We start from the raw sequence: 16,212 nt of genomic DNA, 5'->3' as shown, positions 1-16,212 counted from the left end.
CAACCGGCTCACGCACCGGGGTGCGGGGCGACCTCGCGCAGCAGCTGGAGGAAGGCGTCCTCGGTGACGACGGGGGTGCCGACGTCGCGGGCCTTGCGGGCCTTGCCGCTCCAGCTGGCCGGCTCGTTGGTGACCAGCAGGCTGGTGAGCCGGCTGACCGAGGTGGCGATGTGCAGGCCGGCCTCCACGGCGCGGTCCTCCAGCACCTCGCGGTCGGTGGCGGTGTCGCCGGTGAAGGCCACCCGCATGCCCTGGACCAGCGGCTTGCCGTCCTCCCAGCGACCCGGGTTTGGGTACGGGCAGGGCGGGCGCTTCTTGGCCTGGCGGTACTGGGAGCCGGTCCAGTTGCTGCGGCCGGGGGTGGCGGGCTCCTCCTCGCCGAGGTCGGTGACCGCGACGCAGGTCTGCAGCGGCAGCGGGACGCCGGCCAGGCGGGCCAACTGGAGGCTGGGGCGGAACGCCTCGGCGAGCACCCGGGCGTCGTCCAGGGCGTTGTGGGCGTGGCGCTGCTGGACGCCGAAGTGGGCGGCGAGCGAGGCGAGCTTGCCGTTGGGCAGCGGGAGGCGCAGGTCGCGGGAGAGCACCATGGTGCACACCCGCTGTTCGACCGGGGCGCGGCGGCCGGCCCGGGAGAACTCGCGGGAGATCATGTTCCAGTCGAAGAGCGCGTTGTGCGCGACCAGCACGCGGTTCTCCAGGCGTGCGGCGAACTCGTCGGCGATCTCGGGGAAGGTGGGCGCGCCGGAGAGCAACTCGGCGGTGAGGCCGTGGATCCAGACCGGGCCCGGGTCCCGCTCGGGGTTGACCAGGGTGTACCAGTGGTCGGTGACCTCGCCGTCGTGGTCCAGCTGGTAGACGCCCGCCGAGATGACGCGGTCGGAGCGGCCGAGACCGGTGGTCTCGACGTCGACGACCGCGAAGCCCTCGGCGGGGGCGGCGGAGCGCTGGGCGGGGACCGGGGCGGTCCGCGGCGCGCCGTACGTCTCGGGCTGGATCGGTTGCATGGTCCAACAGGATAAGGGGCGGGCTGCCGGGGTCCGGTCGAAATGTTCCGGTCGGACGGCCGGAATAGAGTGGTCGGCGGGGGTGTCGTACATCTGGTCGAGATCGTTTCCGGCCGCCCGGTCGGATTTGTGTGAGGAAGAACGCATGCGCGCCACGGTGATCCACGGACCGAACGACATCCGGATCGAAGAGGTACCGGACCCGGTGATCCAGCACCCGACGGACGTGGTGCTGCGGGTGGTGAACGCCTGCATCTGCGGCAGCGACCTGTGGGCCTACCGCGGGGTGGCGGAGCGGGTGGCCGGACAGCGGATCGGGCACGAGTTCCTGGGCGTGGTCGAGGAGGTCGGCGCCGAGGTCCGCGGCTTCACGAAGGGCGACCTGGTGGTCGCCCCCTTCGTCTGGTCGGACGGCGTCTGTGAGTTCTGTCTCGAAGGGCTGCAGACGTCCTGCCCGCACGGCGGGTTCTGGGGGCAGGTCGGCTCGGACGGCGGCCAGGGCGAGGCGGTCCGGGTGCCGTTCGCGGACGGGACGCTGGTGAAGCTGCCCAAGGAGGCGGCGGGTGACGAGAAACTGCTGCCGGGGCTGCTGGCGCTGTCCGACGTGATGTCCACCGGGCACCACGCCGCCGTGTCGGCGCGGGTGCGCCCGGGCGCGACGGTCGCGGTGGTCGGCGACGGCGCGGTGGGCCTGTGCGGCGTGCTGGCGGCCAACCGGCTGGGCGCGGGCCGGATCATCGCGCTGGGCCGGCACCCTGCCCGGACCGAGCTGGCCCGCCGCTTCGGGGCGACGGACGTGGTGGCCGAGCGCGGCGAGGCCGCGATCGAGGCGGTGAAGGAGCTGACCGGCGGGCTGGGCGCGCACGCGGTGCTGGAGGCGGTGGGCACCGAGGAGTCGATGCGGACGGCGATCTCGATCACCCGGGACGGCGGCGCGGTCGGCTACGTGGGTGTGCCGCATGGCGGCAGTGCGGGCGTCGACATCGGTCAGATGTTCGGCCGAAACGTTTCGCTCAACGGTGGCGTCGCGCCGGCCCGTGCGTACATTCCCGAGCTCCTTCCGGACGTGCTCTCGGGAGCGATCGAGCCCGGCCTGGTGTTCGACCGGACGGTTGGCCTGGACGGCGTGCCGGACGGCTACCGGGCGATGGACGACCGCTCCGCGCTGAAGGTCCGGATCGCGTTCTGACGCTACGTCAACAGGGGCGGCGCCGTTGGACGGTGCCGCCCCTTTTCGGTCGCCGGGGCCGGATCCATGAGTGACGGGAGAGATGTTTTTCAGCCAATTGGATGATGCGAGGGGGTGAACGACCGGCCGATCGCGGCCAACCCCTTCCGGGGCGGGCGCGACGCTCCTAGCATTGCGCGGCGCACACGAGGAATGTGACGCCCCTCACGTTCGATTCTTTCCCTCGTGTGGCCGCCACTGCCGAAGGAGTGAGGAGACAGAGTGGATTCGCCGCCGATCACCACTGCCGCCACGGACGTCCAACTCATCGACGACAGCGAGGAGTTCCGTACCCTGCGGCGCTCGTTCCGGAGCTTCGCCTTCCCGGTCACCATCGGCTTCGTGCTCTGGTACCTGCTCTACGTCCTGCTCTCCTGCTACGCCCCCGGTCTGATGGGCACCAAGGTCCTCGGGCACGTCAACGTGGCCCTGGTGCTCGGGCTGCTGCAGTTCGCCACCACCTTCGTCATCGCCGGCTGGTACGCCCGCTACGCGGACCGGCGGATCGACCCGCCCGCCGCCGCGATCCGCGAGGCCCACGGTGCCGTCGTCCACGCCCCCCGGGAGGCCGCCGAATGACCTTGCTCGCCAGCTCCGCCACCGAGCACCGCGGCCTGACGATGGCCCTGTTCGGACTCTTCGTGCTGACGACCCTGGCCATCACCCTGTGGGCCGGGCGGCGGAACCGCAGCGCCGCCGACTTCTATGCGGGCGGCCGCGGGTTCACCGGCTTCCAGAACGGCCTGGCCATCTCCGGCGACTACATGTCCGCCGCCTCCTTCCTCGGCATCGCCGGCACCATCGCACTGGCCGGGTACGACGGCTTCCTGTACTCGATCGGCTTCCTGGTCGCCTGGCTGGTCGCGCTGCTGCTGATCGCCGAGCCGCTGCGCAACTCCGGCCGGTTCACCATGGCGGACGTGCTGGCCTTCCGGATGCGACAGCGCCCGGTGCGCACCGCCGCCGGCGTGTCCACCATCGTGGTGTCGATCTTCTACCTGCTGGCCCAGATGGTCGGCGCCGGGACGCTGGTGGCCCTGCTGCTCGGGGTCGAGGGGAACGCCGCCAAGCGCTGGACAGTCGTCGCGGTCGGCGCGCTGATGATCATCTACGTGGTGATAGGAGGCATGAAGGGCACCACCTGGGTGCAGATCGTCAAGGCGGTGCTGCTGATCGCCGGTGCCGCGCTGATGACCGTCCTGGTGCTGGCCAAGTACCACTTCAACCCCTCCGAGCTGCTCGGCGCGGCGGCGAGCGCCAGCGGCAAGGGCGAGGCCTTCCTCCAACCCGGGCAGAAGTACGGCACCGGCACCGCCAAGCTCGACTTCATCAGCCTCGGCATCGCACTGGTCCTCGGCACCGCGGGCCTGCCGCACATCCTGGTCCGCTTCTACACGGTGCCCACGGCCAAGGCGGCCCGGAAGTCGGTGCTCTGGGCGATCGGCATCATCGGCGTCTTCTACCTGATGACCCTGGCGCTCGGCTTCGGCGCGGCGGCTCTGGTCGGTTCCAAGCAGATCAAGGCGGCCAACGCGGCCGGCAACACGGCCGCCCCTCAGCTGGCCGAGGCGCTCGGCGGCGGCAGCGGCAGCACCGGCGGGGCGATCCTGCTCGCGGTGATCTCGGCGGTCGCCTTCGCCACCATCCTGGCCGTGGTCGCCGGGCTCACCCTGGCCTCCTCGGCTTCCTTCGCGCACGACCTGTATGCCAACGTGATCCGGCGCGGGAAGGCGAGCGAGCGGGAGGAGGTGCGATCGGCCAAGTGGGCGGCCGTCGGGATCGGCGCGGTCTCGATCGTGCTCAGCCTCTACGCGGACAAGCTCAACACCGCCGCCCTGGTCGCACTGGCCTTCGCGGTGGCGGCCTCGGCGAACCTGCCGACACTGCTCTACTCGCTGTTCTGGAAGCGCTTCACCACCACCGGCGCGGTCAGCTCGGTCTACGCCGGGTTGGTCGGCTCGGTGCTGCTGGTGGTCTTCTCCCCGGTGGTCTCGGGCAAGGCGACCTCGCTCTTCCCGCACTCCGACTTCCACTGGTTCCCGCTGGAGAACCCCGGCCTGGTCTCCATCCCGATCGGATTCCTGGCCGGGTGGCTGGGCACCCTCCTGTCCAGGGAACGTCCCGACCCGGCGAAGTACGCTGAACTCGAGGTCCGCTCGCTCACCGGGCTGGGCGCCCACTGATCGTCACGGCATGACTATGCTGGCCCGGCCCCGCCGCGACGGTGGCCGGGCCGGCCGCTTTCCAGGGGAATCGGCCGCTCTTCGGGAAGGGAAGCGACGTGCTGCTCGACACCTTCGGACGACAGGCCGTCGACCTGCGCGTCTCCCTGACCGACCGGTGCAACCTCCGCTGCACGTACTGCATGCCGGAGGAGGGCCTGCAGTGGCTGGCCAAGCCCGACCTGCTGACCGACGAGGAGATCGTCCGGCTGGTCACCCTGGCCGTGCGCGACCTCGGCGTGCGCGAGGTCCGCTTCACCGGCGGCGAGCCGCTGCTGCGCCCCGGACTGGCCGCGATCGTGGCCGCCTGCTCGGAGCTGGAACCGCGCCCCGAGCTGTCGCTGACCACCAACGGCATCGGGCTGGCCCGGACGGCCACCGCGCTGCGCGAGGCCGGGCTCGACCGGGTCAACGTCTCCCTGGACACCCTCGACCCCGAGGTGTTCCTCACCCTCACCCGCCGTAGGCGCCACCAGGACGTGCTGGACGGGCTGGCCGCCGCCGAGGCGGCCGGGCTGGCGCCGGTCAAGCTGAACGCGGTGCTGATGCGCGGGGTCAACGACCACGAGGCGGCCGACCTGCTGGCCTGGTGCCTGGAGCGGGGGTACGAGCTGCGCTTCATCGAGCAGATGCCGCTGGACGCCCAGCACGGCTGGGACCGCTCGTCGATGGTCACCGCCGGCGAGATCCTCGAACTGCTGCGGGCCCGCTTCGAGCTCACCCCGGAGTCCTCCGCGCGCCGGGGCGCGGCGCCCGCCGAGCGCTGGGTGGTGGACGGCGGCCCGGGCCGGGTCGGCGTGATCGCCTCCGTCACCCGCCCGTTCTGCCGGGCCTGCGACCGGACCCGGCTGACCGCCGACGGTCAGGTGCGCAACTGCCTCTTCGCGACCGGGGAGACCGACCTGCGCACCGCGCTGCGCTCGGGCGCGGACGACGCGGAGCTGGCCGCGCTGTGGCGGGCGGCGATGTGGGGCAAGAAGGCCGGGGCCGGGATCGACGACCCGGAGTTCCACCAGCCCGAGCGGCCGATGTCGGCGATCGGCGGCTAGCCCTCTTCGGAGGTCCAGTCGGCGAAGGCGACGACCTCCTTCAGGAAGCCGCGCACGCCCAGGAACTGGGACAGGTGCTCGCGGTGCTCCTCGCAGGCTAGCCAGGTCTTGCGGCGGTCCGGGGTGTGCAGCTTCGGGTTGTTCCACACCAGCACCCAACGGGCGTCCGCCCGGCAGCCCTTGGCGGAGCAGATCGGGGTCTGCGGGGTGTCCATCGGGGGCCGTCCTCGGTGCTCGGCGGGTGCGTCGTCACCGCCAGTCTGTCACGCCGCCGCGCCGCGCCCTCCGGGCCCGCCGGGATCCGGGCATGGCGACGCCGGGCAGCCACGGGGGGAGCCGCCCGGCGTCGGTCCGTCGCTCCGACGGGGGATGCGGAGCGCGTACGCAGTATGTCACGCCGAGACCCTCGGATGGGGAGGTCTTGCATGATTAATCTGAGGTTCTTTTGAGCTTTCGTCCAGTCGATTCGGGCTCAACCGCCGTGAACCGGGCGGTCAGTCCGTGCCCGGTGACGTTCCGGTGCCGGCGGCCTTTGCCTGTTCTGTACCAGCGGCCGCACCAGCCCCACCCGTACCACCCGGGCCGAGCATCAGCGGGGTCTCGGAGGGGAAGTCGAAGGTGCTCGGCAGCGACGGCGGCTGCTCCCGGCCCGCGTTGGCGACCAGTACCGCGAAGTACGGCAGCAGCACGCCGCCCGCCAGCGCCGTGAAGGCGAGCCAGCGCTGGACGTCCCACAGTGCCACCGCGAGCAGCACGCAGAGGGTGCGGATCAGCATCGAGATGACGTAGCGGCGCTGGCGACCCCGGACGTCCTCGGTGAGGCTGCTGCGCGCCCCGGTGATCCGGTAGACCCGCCCGCCTTCGGCGCTCTTGCCCATGTGTCCTACCGCCCTCGTCCACGCACCCGCGCGCCGTGTCGCGCGGCCATCTCACGGTACGCCCGGGCACCGGGGACGACGAGACCGGGTGGGCGGGGCCCACCCGGTCGGGCGTGATAGGAGGGCCGTACGGCTCCACCGGTTGTCAGGAGCGGCGGGAGAGGTACTGCGGGGGTACGGCGTCGGTGAGCCAGACGCCGTTCTCGCTGAGCCGGAACTCGTGGCCGGCCGCCGCCATCGCGGCCGCGTTCACGGTCAGCACCACCGGGCGGCCGTGCCGGGCACCGACCCGGGTCGCGGTCTCGGTGTCCGCCGAGAGGTGCACGTCCTGCCGTGTCATCGGGCGCAGGCCCTCGCGGAAGATCGACGCCAGGTGGCGGTCGGCCGTGCCGTGGTAGAGCACGTGGGGCGGCACGGTGGCGGTCAGACCGAGGTCGACCGCCACCGTGTGGCCCTGGTTGGCGCGGATGGAGAGGCCGTCCGGCGAGAAGCCGAAGCGGCGCTTGTTGTTGGTGGCCACGACGTGGTCGAGCTCGGCCCTGGTGAGCGGCCGGCCCTTCGCCGCGAGGGCGTCGAGCAGGACCTCGACCCGGACCCAGCCGGAGCCGTCCAGCGTGATGCCCACCAGCTCCGGCTCGTGGCGCAGGATGCGCGACAGCATCTTGCTCGATCTGACCAGCCGCTTCTCGTCCATCATGTTCTTCGTTATCCCCCCGTTGGCCAGCGACTATGAGGCCTGGCTGACCGAACTCATGTTGAAGTCCGCGACACGCACGGGTGGCATCGCGGTGCGGGTGAAGTAGTCGCTCCACTCGCGCGGCAGGCAGCGCTCGGTGCGGCCCGCCTCGGTGATCCGGCCGAGCAGGTCGACCGGGGACTCGTTGAACCGGAAGTTGTTCACCGCGCCGACCACTTCGCCGTTCTCCACCAGGTAGACGCCGTCCCGGGTGAGGCCGGTGAGCAGCAGCGTCGCCGGGTCCACCTCGCGGATGTACCAGAGGCAGGTGAGCAGCAGGCCGCGCTCGGTGCGGGCGATCATCTCGTCCAGGGTCGGCGCGGACTCCTGGTCGGCCGTCTCCAGCACCAGGTTGTCGACCGCCGGGCGCAGCGGCAGGCCGGTGAGGCCGGCCGCGTGGCGGCTGGTGATCAGATCGGTCAGCACGCCGTCGCGGATCCAGTCGGTGGCCGTGATCGGCGCGCCGTTGTCGAAGACCGAGACGTCGCCGCCGGAGCTGTGCGCCAGCACGAACGGGGCGGCCTCCAGGCCGGGTTCGTCCGGGTCGGCGCGCAGGGTCAGCGGCAGGCCGGCGAGCTTGTCGCCGAGCCGGGTGCCGCCGCCGGGCTTGGAGAAGACCGTCCGGCCCTCGTGGGCGTCCCGGCCGCCGGAGGACCAGTGGAGGTAGATCATCAGGTCGGCGACGGCCGAGGGCGGCAGCAGCGTCTCGTACCGTCCGGCCGGCAGATCGACCTTGCGGGCGCCCCAGCCGAGGCGCTTGGTGAGCTCGGCGTGCAGGGCCGGGACGTCGATGTCGGTGAAGTCCCGGGTGGCGGCGCCGACCCAGGCCGAGCCGGTGAGGTCGGCCGTCTTGCCGTTGATCTCGACCATGCCGGTGGGCTGGTCGTGGCGCAGCCGCAGGCCGGTGGAGCTGCCGAGGTAGCTGGTGGTGACCTCGTGGCGGGCGAAGCCGTATAGCAGTTCGCCCCGGGCGGCGGCGCGGGCGAAGGCCTCGCCGAGGGCGGGGCCGAAGGCGTCGAACACCTCGATCGAGGTCTCCGCGGGCGGCGCGGTGAAGTCCGGGGACTGCGGCCGGTCGGCGACCAGCGGCTGGGCGTCCTCGGCGGGGCCGGCCGCGCGGGCGGCCTCCTCGGCGGCCCGCACCAGGCCCTCGACGTCCTCGGCGGTGACGGCCTCGCGCGAGACCACGCCGGAGGCGGTGCCCTCGGCGCCGGCGACGGTGGCGATCACGGTGAGGCGGCGGCCGCGGGTGACGCCGTTGGTGGTCAGGGCGTTGCCGGCCCAGCGCAGGTTGGCGGTGGACTCCTCGTCGGCGATCACCACGCAGCCGTCGGTGCGGGAGAGGCCGAGTGCCAGCTCGACGAGTTCGTGGGGCTGCATCGCGGTCATCAGTGACCCGCCTCCTGCTGGGTGTTGAGCACGTTGACGTTGCGGAACAGCGCCGACGGGCAGCCGTGGCTGACCGCCGCGACCTGGCCGGGCTGCGCCTTGCCGCAGTTGAAGGCACCGCCGAGGACGTAGGTCTGCGGGCCGCCGACCGCCGCCATCGAACCCCAGAAGTCGGTGGTGGTGGCCTGGTAGGCGAAGTCCTTGACCTGACCGGCGAGTTCGCCGTTCTTGATGGCGTAGGCGCGCTGGCCGGTGAACTGGAAGTTGTAGCGCTGCATGTCGATCGACCAGGAGCGGTCGCCGACGATGTACAGGCCGTTCTCCACCCCGGCGAACAGGCCCTCGGTGTCGGGACCGTCGGCGGCGGGCCGGAGCGAGACATTGGCCATCCGCTGGACCGGGACGTGCGCGGGGGAGTCCGCGAAGGCGCAGCCGTTGGAGCGCCCGAAGCCCTTCAACTTCGCCATTGCGCGATCGAGTTGGTAGCCGACCAGGACGCCGTCCCGGATCAGGTCCCAGGACTGGGTGGCGACGCCCTCGTCGTCGTAGCCGATGGTGGACAGGCCGTGCTCGGCGGTGCGGTCGCCGGTGACGTGCATCAGGTCGGAGCCGTAGCGGAGGCTGCCGAGCTGGTCGAAGGTGGCGAAGGAGGTGCCGGCGTAGGCGGCCTCGTAGCCGAGCGCGCGGTCCAGCTCGGTGGCGTGGCCGATCGACTCGTGGATGGTCAGCCAGAGGTTGGACGGGTCGATGACCAGGTCGTACCGGCCGGCCCGGACGCTCGGGGCCTTCATCTTCTCGGCCAGCAGGACGGGCAGTTCGGCGAGCTCCGCGTCCCAGTCCCACTCGCTCCCGGTCAGGTACTCGTACCCGCGGCCGACCGGCGGGGCCAGGGTGCGCATCGAGTCGAAGGCGCCGGTGCGCTCGTCGACCGAGGTGGCCTCCAGGTCGGAGTAGAGCCGGACCCGCTGTTGGGTCGTCATGGTGCCCGCGGTGTCGGCGTAGAACTTGTTCTCCTGCACCGTCAGCAGCGCGGCCTGGACGTGCGAGACGCCCGGGGCGGCCAGCAGCCGGGAGCTGCGCTCGGCGAGCAGGGCGGTCTTCTCGGCGTCCGGCACCTCGAAGGGGTTGACCTCGTACGAGGAGACCCAGGTGACGTCGCGGTGGACCGGCTCGTCGGCCAGCTCGACCCGCTCGGTGGAGCCGGCCGCGCGGCTGATCCCGCCGGAGAGCCGGGCCACCGCGACGGCCTGGGCGGCGACCTCCGCCGCGGCCTCGGGGGTGAGGTCCACCCCGGCGGCGAAGCCCCAGGCGCCGTCCAGCAGCACCCGGACGGCGAAGCCCAGCTGCACGCTGTCGGAGGTGCCGGCCGGGCGGGCGTCGCGCAGCCGCCAGGAGGCGCTGCGGACCCGCTCCAGGCGGAAGTCGGCATGGCCGGCGCCCAGTTGACGGGCCCGGGTGAGGGCGGCGTCGGCGAGGGAGCGCAGTGGGAGGGCGAGGAACAGCGGGTCGACGGCGCGCTCGCGCGGGGCGCCGGCGGTGTCGGCCGGAGGGATCGGAGGCAATCGGGCTCCCAGGTCGCGGAGGGTGGCGGTGCGGGCGCCGCAGGGGCGTCCGCACCGCATCATTTCCCGTCCACCGGGTTTCCGGCCAGCGTATTCGGCCCGGTGCGTTGCGGTTTCGGCCAGGGCCCCGGCGTCGCGCGCCCGGTGGGAACCGTCGGACTCCCTTTCAGGAGACGGCCTCCCACCAGCCGTCCAGCTCCGGCGGGTTGTCCACGTCGACCCGCTCGCCGGGGCGCGGGACGGCCAGCGGGACGGCCTGGGTCTTGGCCTCCTTGACCAGCCGTTCGATCGGCTCGGCCCACGGGTGCAGGCCCAGGTTGAAGGTGCACCAGTGGACCGGCACCAGCAGCCCGGCGCCGAGATCCCGGTGGGCGAGGACGGCGTCCTCGGGGGTCATGTGGATGTCCGCCCAGGCCGCGTCGTAGGCGCCGATCTGCACCAGGGCGGCGTCGAAGGGGCCGTGCTGCTCGCCGATCCGGGCGTAGCCCTCGAAGTAGCCGGAGTCGCCGGTGTAGAAGACCTTGCGGCTCGGGCCGGCGATCACCCAGGAGCCCCACAGGGTGGTGTTGCGGGTCAGGCCGCGGCCGGAGAAGTGGTGCGCGGAGGTGAGGGTGAGCACCAGCTCGCCCAGGGTGCAGGTCTCGTCCCAGTCCAGCTCGATGATCCGGTGCTCGGGGACGCCCCAGCGGCGCAGGTGGCCGCCGATGCCCAGCGGCACCGCGAAGGGCGCGGACTGGCTGCGCACCAGGCGCTTGACGGTGGCCATGTCGAGGTGGTCGTAGTGGTCGTGCGAGATCAGCACCGCGTCGACCGGCGGCAGTTCCTCCAGCTCGACCGGCACCGGGTGCAGCCGCTTGGGGCCGACGTGGGCGGAGGGGGAGCAGCGGTCGCTCCAGACCGGGTCGAGCAGGACGCGCGAGCCCTCGATCTCCACCAGCGCGGAGGCGTGCCCGTACCAGGTGATCTCCACCCCCTCGGCGGCCGGACCGGTCGCGGGGGCGGGGCGCATCGTGGGCACCGGGAGGGCCGGGACGCGGCCCTCGCGCTGGAACAGCATCCGGCGGACGGTGTCGCGGTCGAAGTCCGGCGTGCTGCCGGCCCGGGCCAACTCCGAGGGCGCGTTGTGGAAGACGCCGTCGCGGTACTGGGGGGAGTTGCGCACCCGCTCCTCGCGCTCGCCGTCCGGGCGGCGCCCGAACGCCGCCGGCAGGTCGCGCAGCGACCAGGCGGTGGCTCCAAGGCCCGCCGCCAGGGCGGTGAGGGCCAGCAGTCGTCCGCGCCGGGGGGTGCTCCCGGGCCGTGCCTTGGTCATGCGCCCTGCCTTCGTTTCCTCGCCGGGACTCTTCGGGGAAGGGTAACGGCCGGCCCCGGGGCGGTTCGCACCACGGGGGCAACGGGCACGCCCGCCCGTGTTGTTCCCGGACAGCCCGCCCCGATCCGGGCGGGGCTCCGGCCTGCGGCGGACGGCCCCGGGGGGCCCGGTGCTGCGGGTGCGGATTGTCGGATTGCGACAGTTCCGCAGGTGCGGCGCTGTGGGAGCCCGATTCGCCGCCGCCGCCGACCGCCCGATAGCGTCACACTGCGTACGCACTCCGACGTACACGCTCACACACGGAGAGAGGTGGATCGTTGAGCCGCTCGGTTCTCGTCACCGGAGGAAACCGGGGCATCGGCCTCGCGATCGCCCAGGCCTTCGCCGAAGCGGGCGACAAGGTGGCCGTCACCAGCCGCTCGGGTGAGGTGCCCGAGGCGCTGGCCAAGTACGACGTCCTCGCGGTGCGCTGCGACATCACGGACGCCGCGCAGGTCGACGCCGCCTTCACCGAGATCGAGCAGAAGCACGGCGCGGTCGAGGTGCTGGTCGCCAACGCGGGCATCACCAACGACACCCTGCTGCTGCGGATGTCCGAGGAGGACTTCACCTCCGTCGTCGACACCAACCTGACCGGCACCTTCCGGGTGGTCAAGCGCGCGTCGAAGCTGATGATGCGGGCCAAGAAGGGCCGCATGGTGCTGATCTCCTCCGTGGTGGGCCTCTCCGGCTCGCCGGGCCAGGCCAACTACGCCGCCTCCAAGGCCGGCCTGGTCGGCTTCGCCCGCTCGCTGGCGCGCGAGCTCGGCCCGCGCAACATCACCGTCAACGTGGTCGCCCCCGGCTTCGTCGACACCGACATGACCGCCGTGCTCAGCGACGAGCGCCGCGCGGAGATCGTCTCGGGCGTGCCGCTGGGCCGCTACGCGGCGCCCGCCGAGGTCGCCTCCACCGTGCGGTTCCTCTCGTCGGACGAGGCCGCGTACATCACCGGAGCCGTCATTCCCGTCGACGGCGGATTGGGCATGGGTCACTGATCATGAGTGGAATCCTCGAGGGCAAGCGGATCCTGATCACCGGCGTGCTGATGGAGTCCTCCATCGCGTTCCACGCCGCCAAGCTCGCCCAGGAGCAGGGCGCGGAGATCATCCTCACCGCCTTCCCGCGCCCGAGCCTGACCGAGCGGATCGCCAAGAAGCTGCCGAAGCCGGTCAAGGTGCTGGAGCTGGACGTCTCCAACCCGGAGCACCTGGCCGGCATCGCCGACCAGGTCCGCGAGACCCTGCCGACCCTGGACGGCATCGTCCACTCGATCGGCTTCGCCCCGCAGGACGCACTGGGCGGCAACTTCCTGGACACCCCGTGGGAGTCCGTGGCCACCGCGATGCACGTCTCGGCGTACTCGCTGAAGTCGCTGACCATGGCGCTGCTGCCGCTGATGCAGGACGGCGGCGCGGTCGTCGGCCTGACCTTCGACGCGCAGTTCGCCTGGCCGCAGTACGACTGGATGGGCCCGGCCAAGGCCGCGCTGGAGGCGACCAACCGCTACCTGGCGCGCTACCTGGGCGAGCGGGACATCCGCTGCAACCTGGTCTCGGCCGGCCCGCTCGGCTCGATGGCCGCCAAGTCCATCCCGGGCTTCGGCGACCTGGCCGACACCTGGAACCACCGCTCCCCGCTGAAGTGGGACCTGAGCGACCCGGAGCCGGCCGGCCGCGCCATCGTCGCGCTGCTGTCGGAGTGGTTCCCGAAGACCACCGGCGAGATCGTCCACGTGGACGGCGGCCTGCACGCCATCGGCGCCTGACCGGTTGACACCGCCGCTGCCCGGCACCCCCTCCGAGGGGGTGCCGGGCAGCGGCGTTCTCCGGCGGGCGGGCGGGTCACCGCGGGTCACGCCTCCGCGGTCGCGCAGGCGCCGATGGCCCGGCCGGCCTCGACCGAGGCGCGCTGGGGGTCGCCGTCCCGGATGGCGTCCCGGATGGTGTCGTGGCCGATGTAGCGCTCGGCGATCAGCTCGGGGCCGACGTCGTTGCGCAGGTGCTCGCGGGTGACCTCGCCGAGGTCGGAGTAGACGGCCAGCAGCACGTCGTTGTGGGCGGCGGCCACCACGGCCTGGTGGAAGGCGGCGTCGGCCTGGACGAAGTCCTCGGCGTCGCCGGAGCGCCAGGCGGCCTCGCGCCGCTCCAGCGCGGCCTCCAGCAGGCCGAGGTCCCGGTCGGTGCGGCGGACCGCGGCCAGGCCGGCCGCGGAGGTCTCCAGGGCCGCCCGCAGTTCGGCCACCTGCGCCTGGTCGGCGTCGGCGAAGCGGCGGTGCATCACCCCGGCGAGCTCGCTGGTGGCGAGCACGTACGTGCCGGAGCCCTGGCGGATGTCGAGCAGCCCGTTGTGGGCGAGGGCGCGGACGGCCTCGCGGACGGTGTTGCGGGCCACTCCCAGCTGCTCGACCAGGGCGGCCTCGGTGGGGATGCGCGAGCCGACGGGCCACTCCCCGGAGGTGATCTGGGCGCGCAGCTGCGCGATCACCTGGTCGGACAGCGGGGTGCGCCTCGGCGAGGACAGCGCCACGGGGACTCCTTGCGGCTACGGGGTGGGTGGCCCCTGGAGGGAGGTGGCCGGTGGATGAACGATCGGCACATCATGCCAATTCCAAGGTGCATCAATTCATCCCATCATTCTATGATGGCGCACATGCCTCCCGCAGCAGACACCACCGCCTCCCCACGAACCGGTGCCCGGCCGCAGACCGAGCGGCCCTCCGCCCCCGCCAAGTACCTCGGCGTGCTGTTCGCCGTCGCGATCGCCGCCGCCGCCGTCAACCTCCGTCCCGTGGTCACCAGCCTCGGGCCGCTGCTCGACCCCGTCCGCGCCGACCTCGGGATGAGCTCGACGCTGGCCGGACTGCTCGCCGCCGTGCCGGCGCTGTGCTTCGCGCTGTTCGGCTTCCTCGCCCCCGCGGCGGCCCGCCGGATCGGCCCGATCGCGGTGATCACGGCCGGCATGGGCGCGATCACCGCGGGCGTGCTGGCCCGCTCCTTCGCCGGCGGCACCGCGGTGTTCCTGCTGCTCACCGCGCTCGCGCTGGCCGGAGTGGCGGTCTCCAACGTGCTGCTGCCGGTGGTGATCAAGCGGTACTTCCCGGAGAAGGTCGGTCCGATGATCGGCCTGTACTCCATGGCGCTGTCCGCGGGCACCGCCCTGGCCGCGCTGGTCAGCGTGCCGCTGACCAGCGCCCTCGGTGGCGACTGGCGCTACGGCCTGGGCGTCTGGGCCGGCCTGGGCGCGCTCGCCCTGGTGCTCTGGCTGCCGGTGCTGATCGCCAAGCGCGAGCGCGGCGAGCGCGCCGGGAGTGCCGGCGCCCCCGCCAAGCTGCCGATCACCCGCAGCCGCACCGCCTGGGCGATGGCCGGCTACTTCGGCCTCCAGGCCACCGGCGCGTACGTGGTGATGGGCTTCCTGTCCAAGATCTTCCAGGACTCCGGCATCGACAAGGGCACCTCCGGGGCGCTGCTCGCGGTCACCATGGTGATCGGCGTGCCGGTCTCCTTCGTGCTGCCCAACCTGGCCGCCCGGCGCGGCGACCAGCGGCTGTTCGTGGTCGTGCTGGCCTCCTTCGGCATCGCCGGGTACGCCGGTCTGGCGTTCGCCCCGGCCGGGGCGCCGTGGGTCTGGGCGGTGCTGGTGGGCCTGTCCAACTGCGCCTTCCCGCTGGTGCTGACCATGATCGGGCTGCGCGCCCGGACCGCGGGCGGGGTGGCGCAGCTGTCCGTCTTCGCCCAGGGCGTCGGCTACCTGATCTCCATCCCGGGCCCGATCCTGGTCGGGTGGATCTACCAGGCCACCGGCCGGTGGTACGGGCCGCTGGGCTTCCTGGCGCTGCTGCTGGTGCCGCAGATGCTGTTCGGCCTGCGCGCCGCGCGGGCCCGGCACATCGAGGACGAGGCCGTCCACCACGCCGAGCGGGTCAGGGCCTGACCGGCGAGGTCCACCGGACGGGCTCCCGGGTCAAGGCCTGACCGGCCAGGTCAAGGCCAAGCCAAGGCGGTGGGGCCAGCGGACGACGGGCGTGTTCGGGGTGGGAGAATCCCGGCATGCCCGTTCTCGACCCGAATCCCACCGACGGCCGCAAGCAGCTCGGCCGCATCGCCCTCGCCTTCGGCGCCATCGTGGTGCTGGTGGCGGTCATCGCCACCGTCGCCGCCTCGATGGGCTGACCCCCCGGGGGAGTGGCGGCGACCGGGGGCGTCGCGCCCCCGGGCCGCTTTTCTGCCAAGCTTGTTGGGTATGAGCGCCGACACGCCCCGCAGGATCATCGTTCTCCGTCACGCCAAGGCCGACTGGCCGAACGGCGTGGACGACCATGAGCGGCCGTTGGCCGACCGGGGCCGCCACCAGGCCCCGGACGCCGGCCGCTGGCTGGCCGATTCCGGCATCAACCCCGACTTCGTGCTCTGCTCCACCGCCCTGCGCACCCGCGAGACCTGGAAGCTGGCGGCGCACGAGCTGCCCAAGCGGACCCGCAAGACGGTGTACGAGGACCGGATCTACGAGGCCAGCCCAGGCGAGATCATCGCCGTCCTCCATGAGACCCCGGAGGAGTACGCGGACGTGGTGCTGGTCGGCCACAACCCCGGGGTGCTGGGCCTGACCCAGGTGCTGGCCGGGGACGCCGGCGACCGGGACGCGCTGGAGCGGCTGCGCCTGGGCGGCTTCCCGACGGCGGCGATCGCGGTGCTCAGCTTCAGCGGCTCCTGGAAGGGCGTCGAGCCGGGCGTGGCCGAGCTGGTCTCCTACCACACGCCGCAGGACTGACGTCCGACACACAGGTGAGG

General features: G+C 72.6%; 17 protein-coding genes. 9 read left to right on the top strand and 8 right to left on the bottom strand.

Translation table 11 applies throughout. The annotated features are described in order from the left end of the window. Window positions 1–8: 8 nt before the first annotated feature. Window positions 9–1,004 (bottom strand): DEDDh family exonuclease, encoded by a 996-nt coding sequence (locus tag HS99_RS29755; protein WP_078938695.1) that lies wholly within the window; start codon window positions 1,002–1,004, stop codon window positions 9–11. Between the two features lie 145 nt (window positions 1,005–1,149). On the opposite strand from HS99_RS29755, the gene HS99_RS29750 reads away from it, so the two are divergent. The 4 genes from HS99_RS29750 to moaA all read left to right on the top strand — a co-directional run bounded on the left by HS99_RS29750 (window position 1,150) and on the right by moaA (window position 5,503). Beyond that, window positions 1,150–2,193, top strand: a complete 1,044-nt coding sequence (locus HS99_RS29750) for a zinc-dependent alcohol dehydrogenase family protein (RefSeq protein ID WP_030285672.1) — start codon at window positions 1,150–1,152, stop codon at window positions 2,191–2,193. Between the two features lie 261 nt (window positions 2,194–2,454). Beyond that, window positions 2,455–2,811: a DUF485 domain-containing protein gene (locus tag HS99_RS29745; protein ID WP_030285674.1), complete on the top strand. Its 357-nt coding sequence runs from the start codon at window positions 2,455–2,457 to the stop codon at window positions 2,809–2,811. After that, a complete protein-coding gene (locus tag HS99_RS29740) occupies window positions 2,808–4,415 on the top strand; it encodes a monocarboxylic acid transporter (RefSeq protein ID WP_030554582.1) in 1,608 nt (535 codons plus the stop codon). Before HS99_RS29745 ends, HS99_RS29740 begins: the two co-directional genes overlap by 4 nt. Window positions 4,416–4,513: 98 nt before the next feature. Continuing rightward, a complete protein-coding gene (moaA, locus tag HS99_RS29735; RefSeq protein ID WP_030285678.1) occupies window positions 4,514–5,503 on the top strand; it encodes a GTP 3',8-cyclase MoaA in 990 nt (329 codons plus the stop codon). Here moaA and HS99_RS29730 read toward each other — a convergent pair. The 6 genes from HS99_RS29730 to HS99_RS29705 all read right to left on the bottom strand — a co-directional run bounded on the left by HS99_RS29730 (window position 5,500) and on the right by HS99_RS29705 (window position 11,380). Further along, on the bottom strand, window positions 5,500–5,718 hold the full coding sequence (locus HS99_RS29730; RefSeq protein ID WP_030285680.1) for a hypothetical protein: 219 nt from the start codon (window positions 5,716–5,718) through the stop codon (window positions 5,500–5,502). The two genes, moaA and HS99_RS29730, sit on opposite strands and share 4 nt — an antisense overlap. 279 nt (window positions 5,719–5,997) lie before the next feature. After that, a complete protein-coding gene (locus HS99_RS29725) occupies window positions 5,998–6,381 on the bottom strand; it encodes a DUF3099 domain-containing protein (protein ID WP_030285682.1) in 384 nt (127 codons plus the stop codon). Between the two features lie 145 nt (window positions 6,382–6,526). Beyond that, window positions 6,527–7,075, bottom strand: coding sequence for an RNA 2'-phosphotransferase (locus HS99_RS29720; protein ID WP_030285684.1), 549 nt, complete (start codon window positions 7,073–7,075; stop codon window positions 6,527–6,529). Window positions 7,076–7,108: 33 nt separating this feature from the next. Further along, window positions 7,109–8,506: a metallopeptidase TldD-related protein gene (locus tag HS99_RS29715; protein WP_030285686.1), complete on the bottom strand. Its 1,398-nt coding sequence runs from the start codon at window positions 8,504–8,506 to the stop codon at window positions 7,109–7,111. After that, the gene (locus tag HS99_RS29710; RefSeq protein ID WP_370863316.1) at window positions 8,506–10,068 is read right to left on the bottom strand and encodes a TldD/PmbA family protein; all 1,563 of its coding nucleotides are present in this window, start codon (window positions 10,066–10,068) and stop codon (window positions 8,506–8,508) included. The genes HS99_RS29715 and HS99_RS29710 overlap by 1 nt, the downstream gene beginning before the upstream one ends. A gap of 166 nt (window positions 10,069–10,234) precedes the next feature. Beyond that, the gene (locus HS99_RS29705) at window positions 10,235–11,380 is read right to left on the bottom strand and encodes an MBL fold metallo-hydrolase (protein ID WP_046385993.1); all 1,146 of its coding nucleotides are present in this window, start codon (window positions 11,378–11,380) and stop codon (window positions 10,235–10,237) included. Between the two features lie 317 nt (window positions 11,381–11,697). On the opposite strand from HS99_RS29705, the gene fabG reads away from it, so the two are divergent. After that, complete coding sequence (gene fabG, locus HS99_RS29700) at window positions 11,698–12,417, top strand: 3-oxoacyl-[acyl-carrier-protein] reductase (RefSeq protein WP_030285693.1); 720 nt, start codon at window positions 11,698–11,700, stop codon at window positions 12,415–12,417. Window positions 12,418–12,419: 2 nt separating this feature from the next. Beyond that, complete coding sequence (gene fabI / locus HS99_RS29695; protein WP_030285695.1) at window positions 12,420–13,187, top strand: enoyl-ACP reductase FabI; 768 nt, start codon at window positions 12,420–12,422, stop codon at window positions 13,185–13,187. 86 nt (window positions 13,188–13,273) lie between these two features. Here fabI and HS99_RS29690 read toward each other — a convergent pair whose 3' ends face one another. After that, on the bottom strand, window positions 13,274–13,948 hold the full coding sequence (locus tag HS99_RS29690) for a FadR/GntR family transcriptional regulator (protein ID WP_030285697.1): 675 nt from the start codon (window positions 13,946–13,948) through the stop codon (window positions 13,274–13,276). Window positions 13,949–14,071: 123 nt separating this feature from the next. Between HS99_RS29690 and HS99_RS29685 the strand changes: the two genes are divergently transcribed. The 3 genes from HS99_RS29685 (at window position 14,072) to HS99_RS29680 (ending at window position 16,192) form a co-directional block, all read left to right on the top strand. Next, window positions 14,072–15,355, top strand: coding sequence for a CynX/NimT family MFS transporter (locus HS99_RS29685; protein ID WP_037830044.1), 1,284 nt, complete (start codon window positions 14,072–14,074; stop codon window positions 15,353–15,355). Window positions 15,356–15,471: 116 nt separating this feature from the next. Next, window positions 15,472–15,594 carry an SGM_5486 family transporter-associated protein gene (locus tag HS99_RS47940; RefSeq protein WP_094742991.1) on the top strand — a complete coding sequence of 41 codons (123 nt, stop codon included), beginning with the start codon at window positions 15,472–15,474 and terminating at the stop codon, window positions 15,592–15,594. 70 nt (window positions 15,595–15,664) lie between these two features. Then, window positions 15,665–16,192, top strand: a complete 528-nt coding sequence (locus HS99_RS29680) for a SixA phosphatase family protein (protein ID WP_030285702.1) — start codon at window positions 15,665–15,667, stop codon at window positions 16,190–16,192. The last annotated feature ends 20 nt before the right edge of the window (window positions 16,193–16,212 follow it).

Origin of the sequence: Kitasatospora aureofaciens, assembly GCF_001188955.3 — a bacterium.
GTDB lineage: Bacteria > Actinomycetota > Actinomycetes > Streptomycetales > Streptomycetaceae > Kitasatospora > Kitasatospora aureofaciens.
Note: the sequence above shows the minus strand (reverse complement) of the source record. Positions and strands in the feature narration are given on the sequence as shown.

Excerpts from the sequence above, each read along its gene's own strand:
- HS99_RS29685 (WP_037830044.1), top strand. The coding sequence starts at position 14,072 with ATGCCTCCCGCAGCAGACACCACCGCCTCCCCACGAACCGGTGCCCGG.
- HS99_RS29755 (WP_078938695.1), bottom strand. The coding sequence starts at position 1,004 with ATGCAACCGATCCAGCCCGAGACGTACGGCGCGCCGCGGACCGCCCCG.
- HS99_RS29750 (WP_030285672.1), top strand. The coding sequence starts at position 1,150 with ATGCGCGCCACGGTGATCCACGGACCGAACGACATCCGGATCGAAGAG.
- HS99_RS29730 (WP_030285680.1), bottom strand. The coding sequence starts at position 5,718 with ATGGACACCCCGCAGACCCCGATCTGCTCCGCCAAGGGCTGCCGGGCG.
- HS99_RS29725 (WP_030285682.1), bottom strand. The coding sequence starts at position 6,381 with ATGGGCAAGAGCGCCGAAGGCGGGCGGGTCTACCGGATCACCGGGGCG.
- HS99_RS29705 (WP_046385993.1), bottom strand. The coding sequence starts at position 11,380 with ATGACCAAGGCACGGCCCGGGAGCACCCCCCGGCGCGGACGACTGCTG.
- HS99_RS29740 (WP_030554582.1), top strand. The coding sequence starts at position 2,808 with ATGACCTTGCTCGCCAGCTCCGCCACCGAGCACCGCGGCCTGACGATG.
- HS99_RS29680 (WP_030285702.1), top strand. The coding sequence starts at position 15,665 with ATGAGCGCCGACACGCCCCGCAGGATCATCGTTCTCCGTCACGCCAAG.
- HS99_RS29720 (WP_030285684.1), bottom strand. The coding sequence starts at position 7,075 with ATGGACGAGAAGCGGCTGGTCAGATCGAGCAAGATGCTGTCGCGCATC.
- HS99_RS47940 (WP_094742991.1), top strand. The coding sequence starts at position 15,472 with ATGCCCGTTCTCGACCCGAATCCCACCGACGGCCGCAAGCAGCTCGGC.
- HS99_RS29715 (WP_030285686.1), bottom strand. The coding sequence starts at position 8,506 with ATGACCGCGATGCAGCCCCACGAACTCGTCGAGCTGGCACTCGGCCTC.
- fabI (WP_030285695.1), top strand. The coding sequence starts at position 12,420 with ATGAGTGGAATCCTCGAGGGCAAGCGGATCCTGATCACCGGCGTGCTG.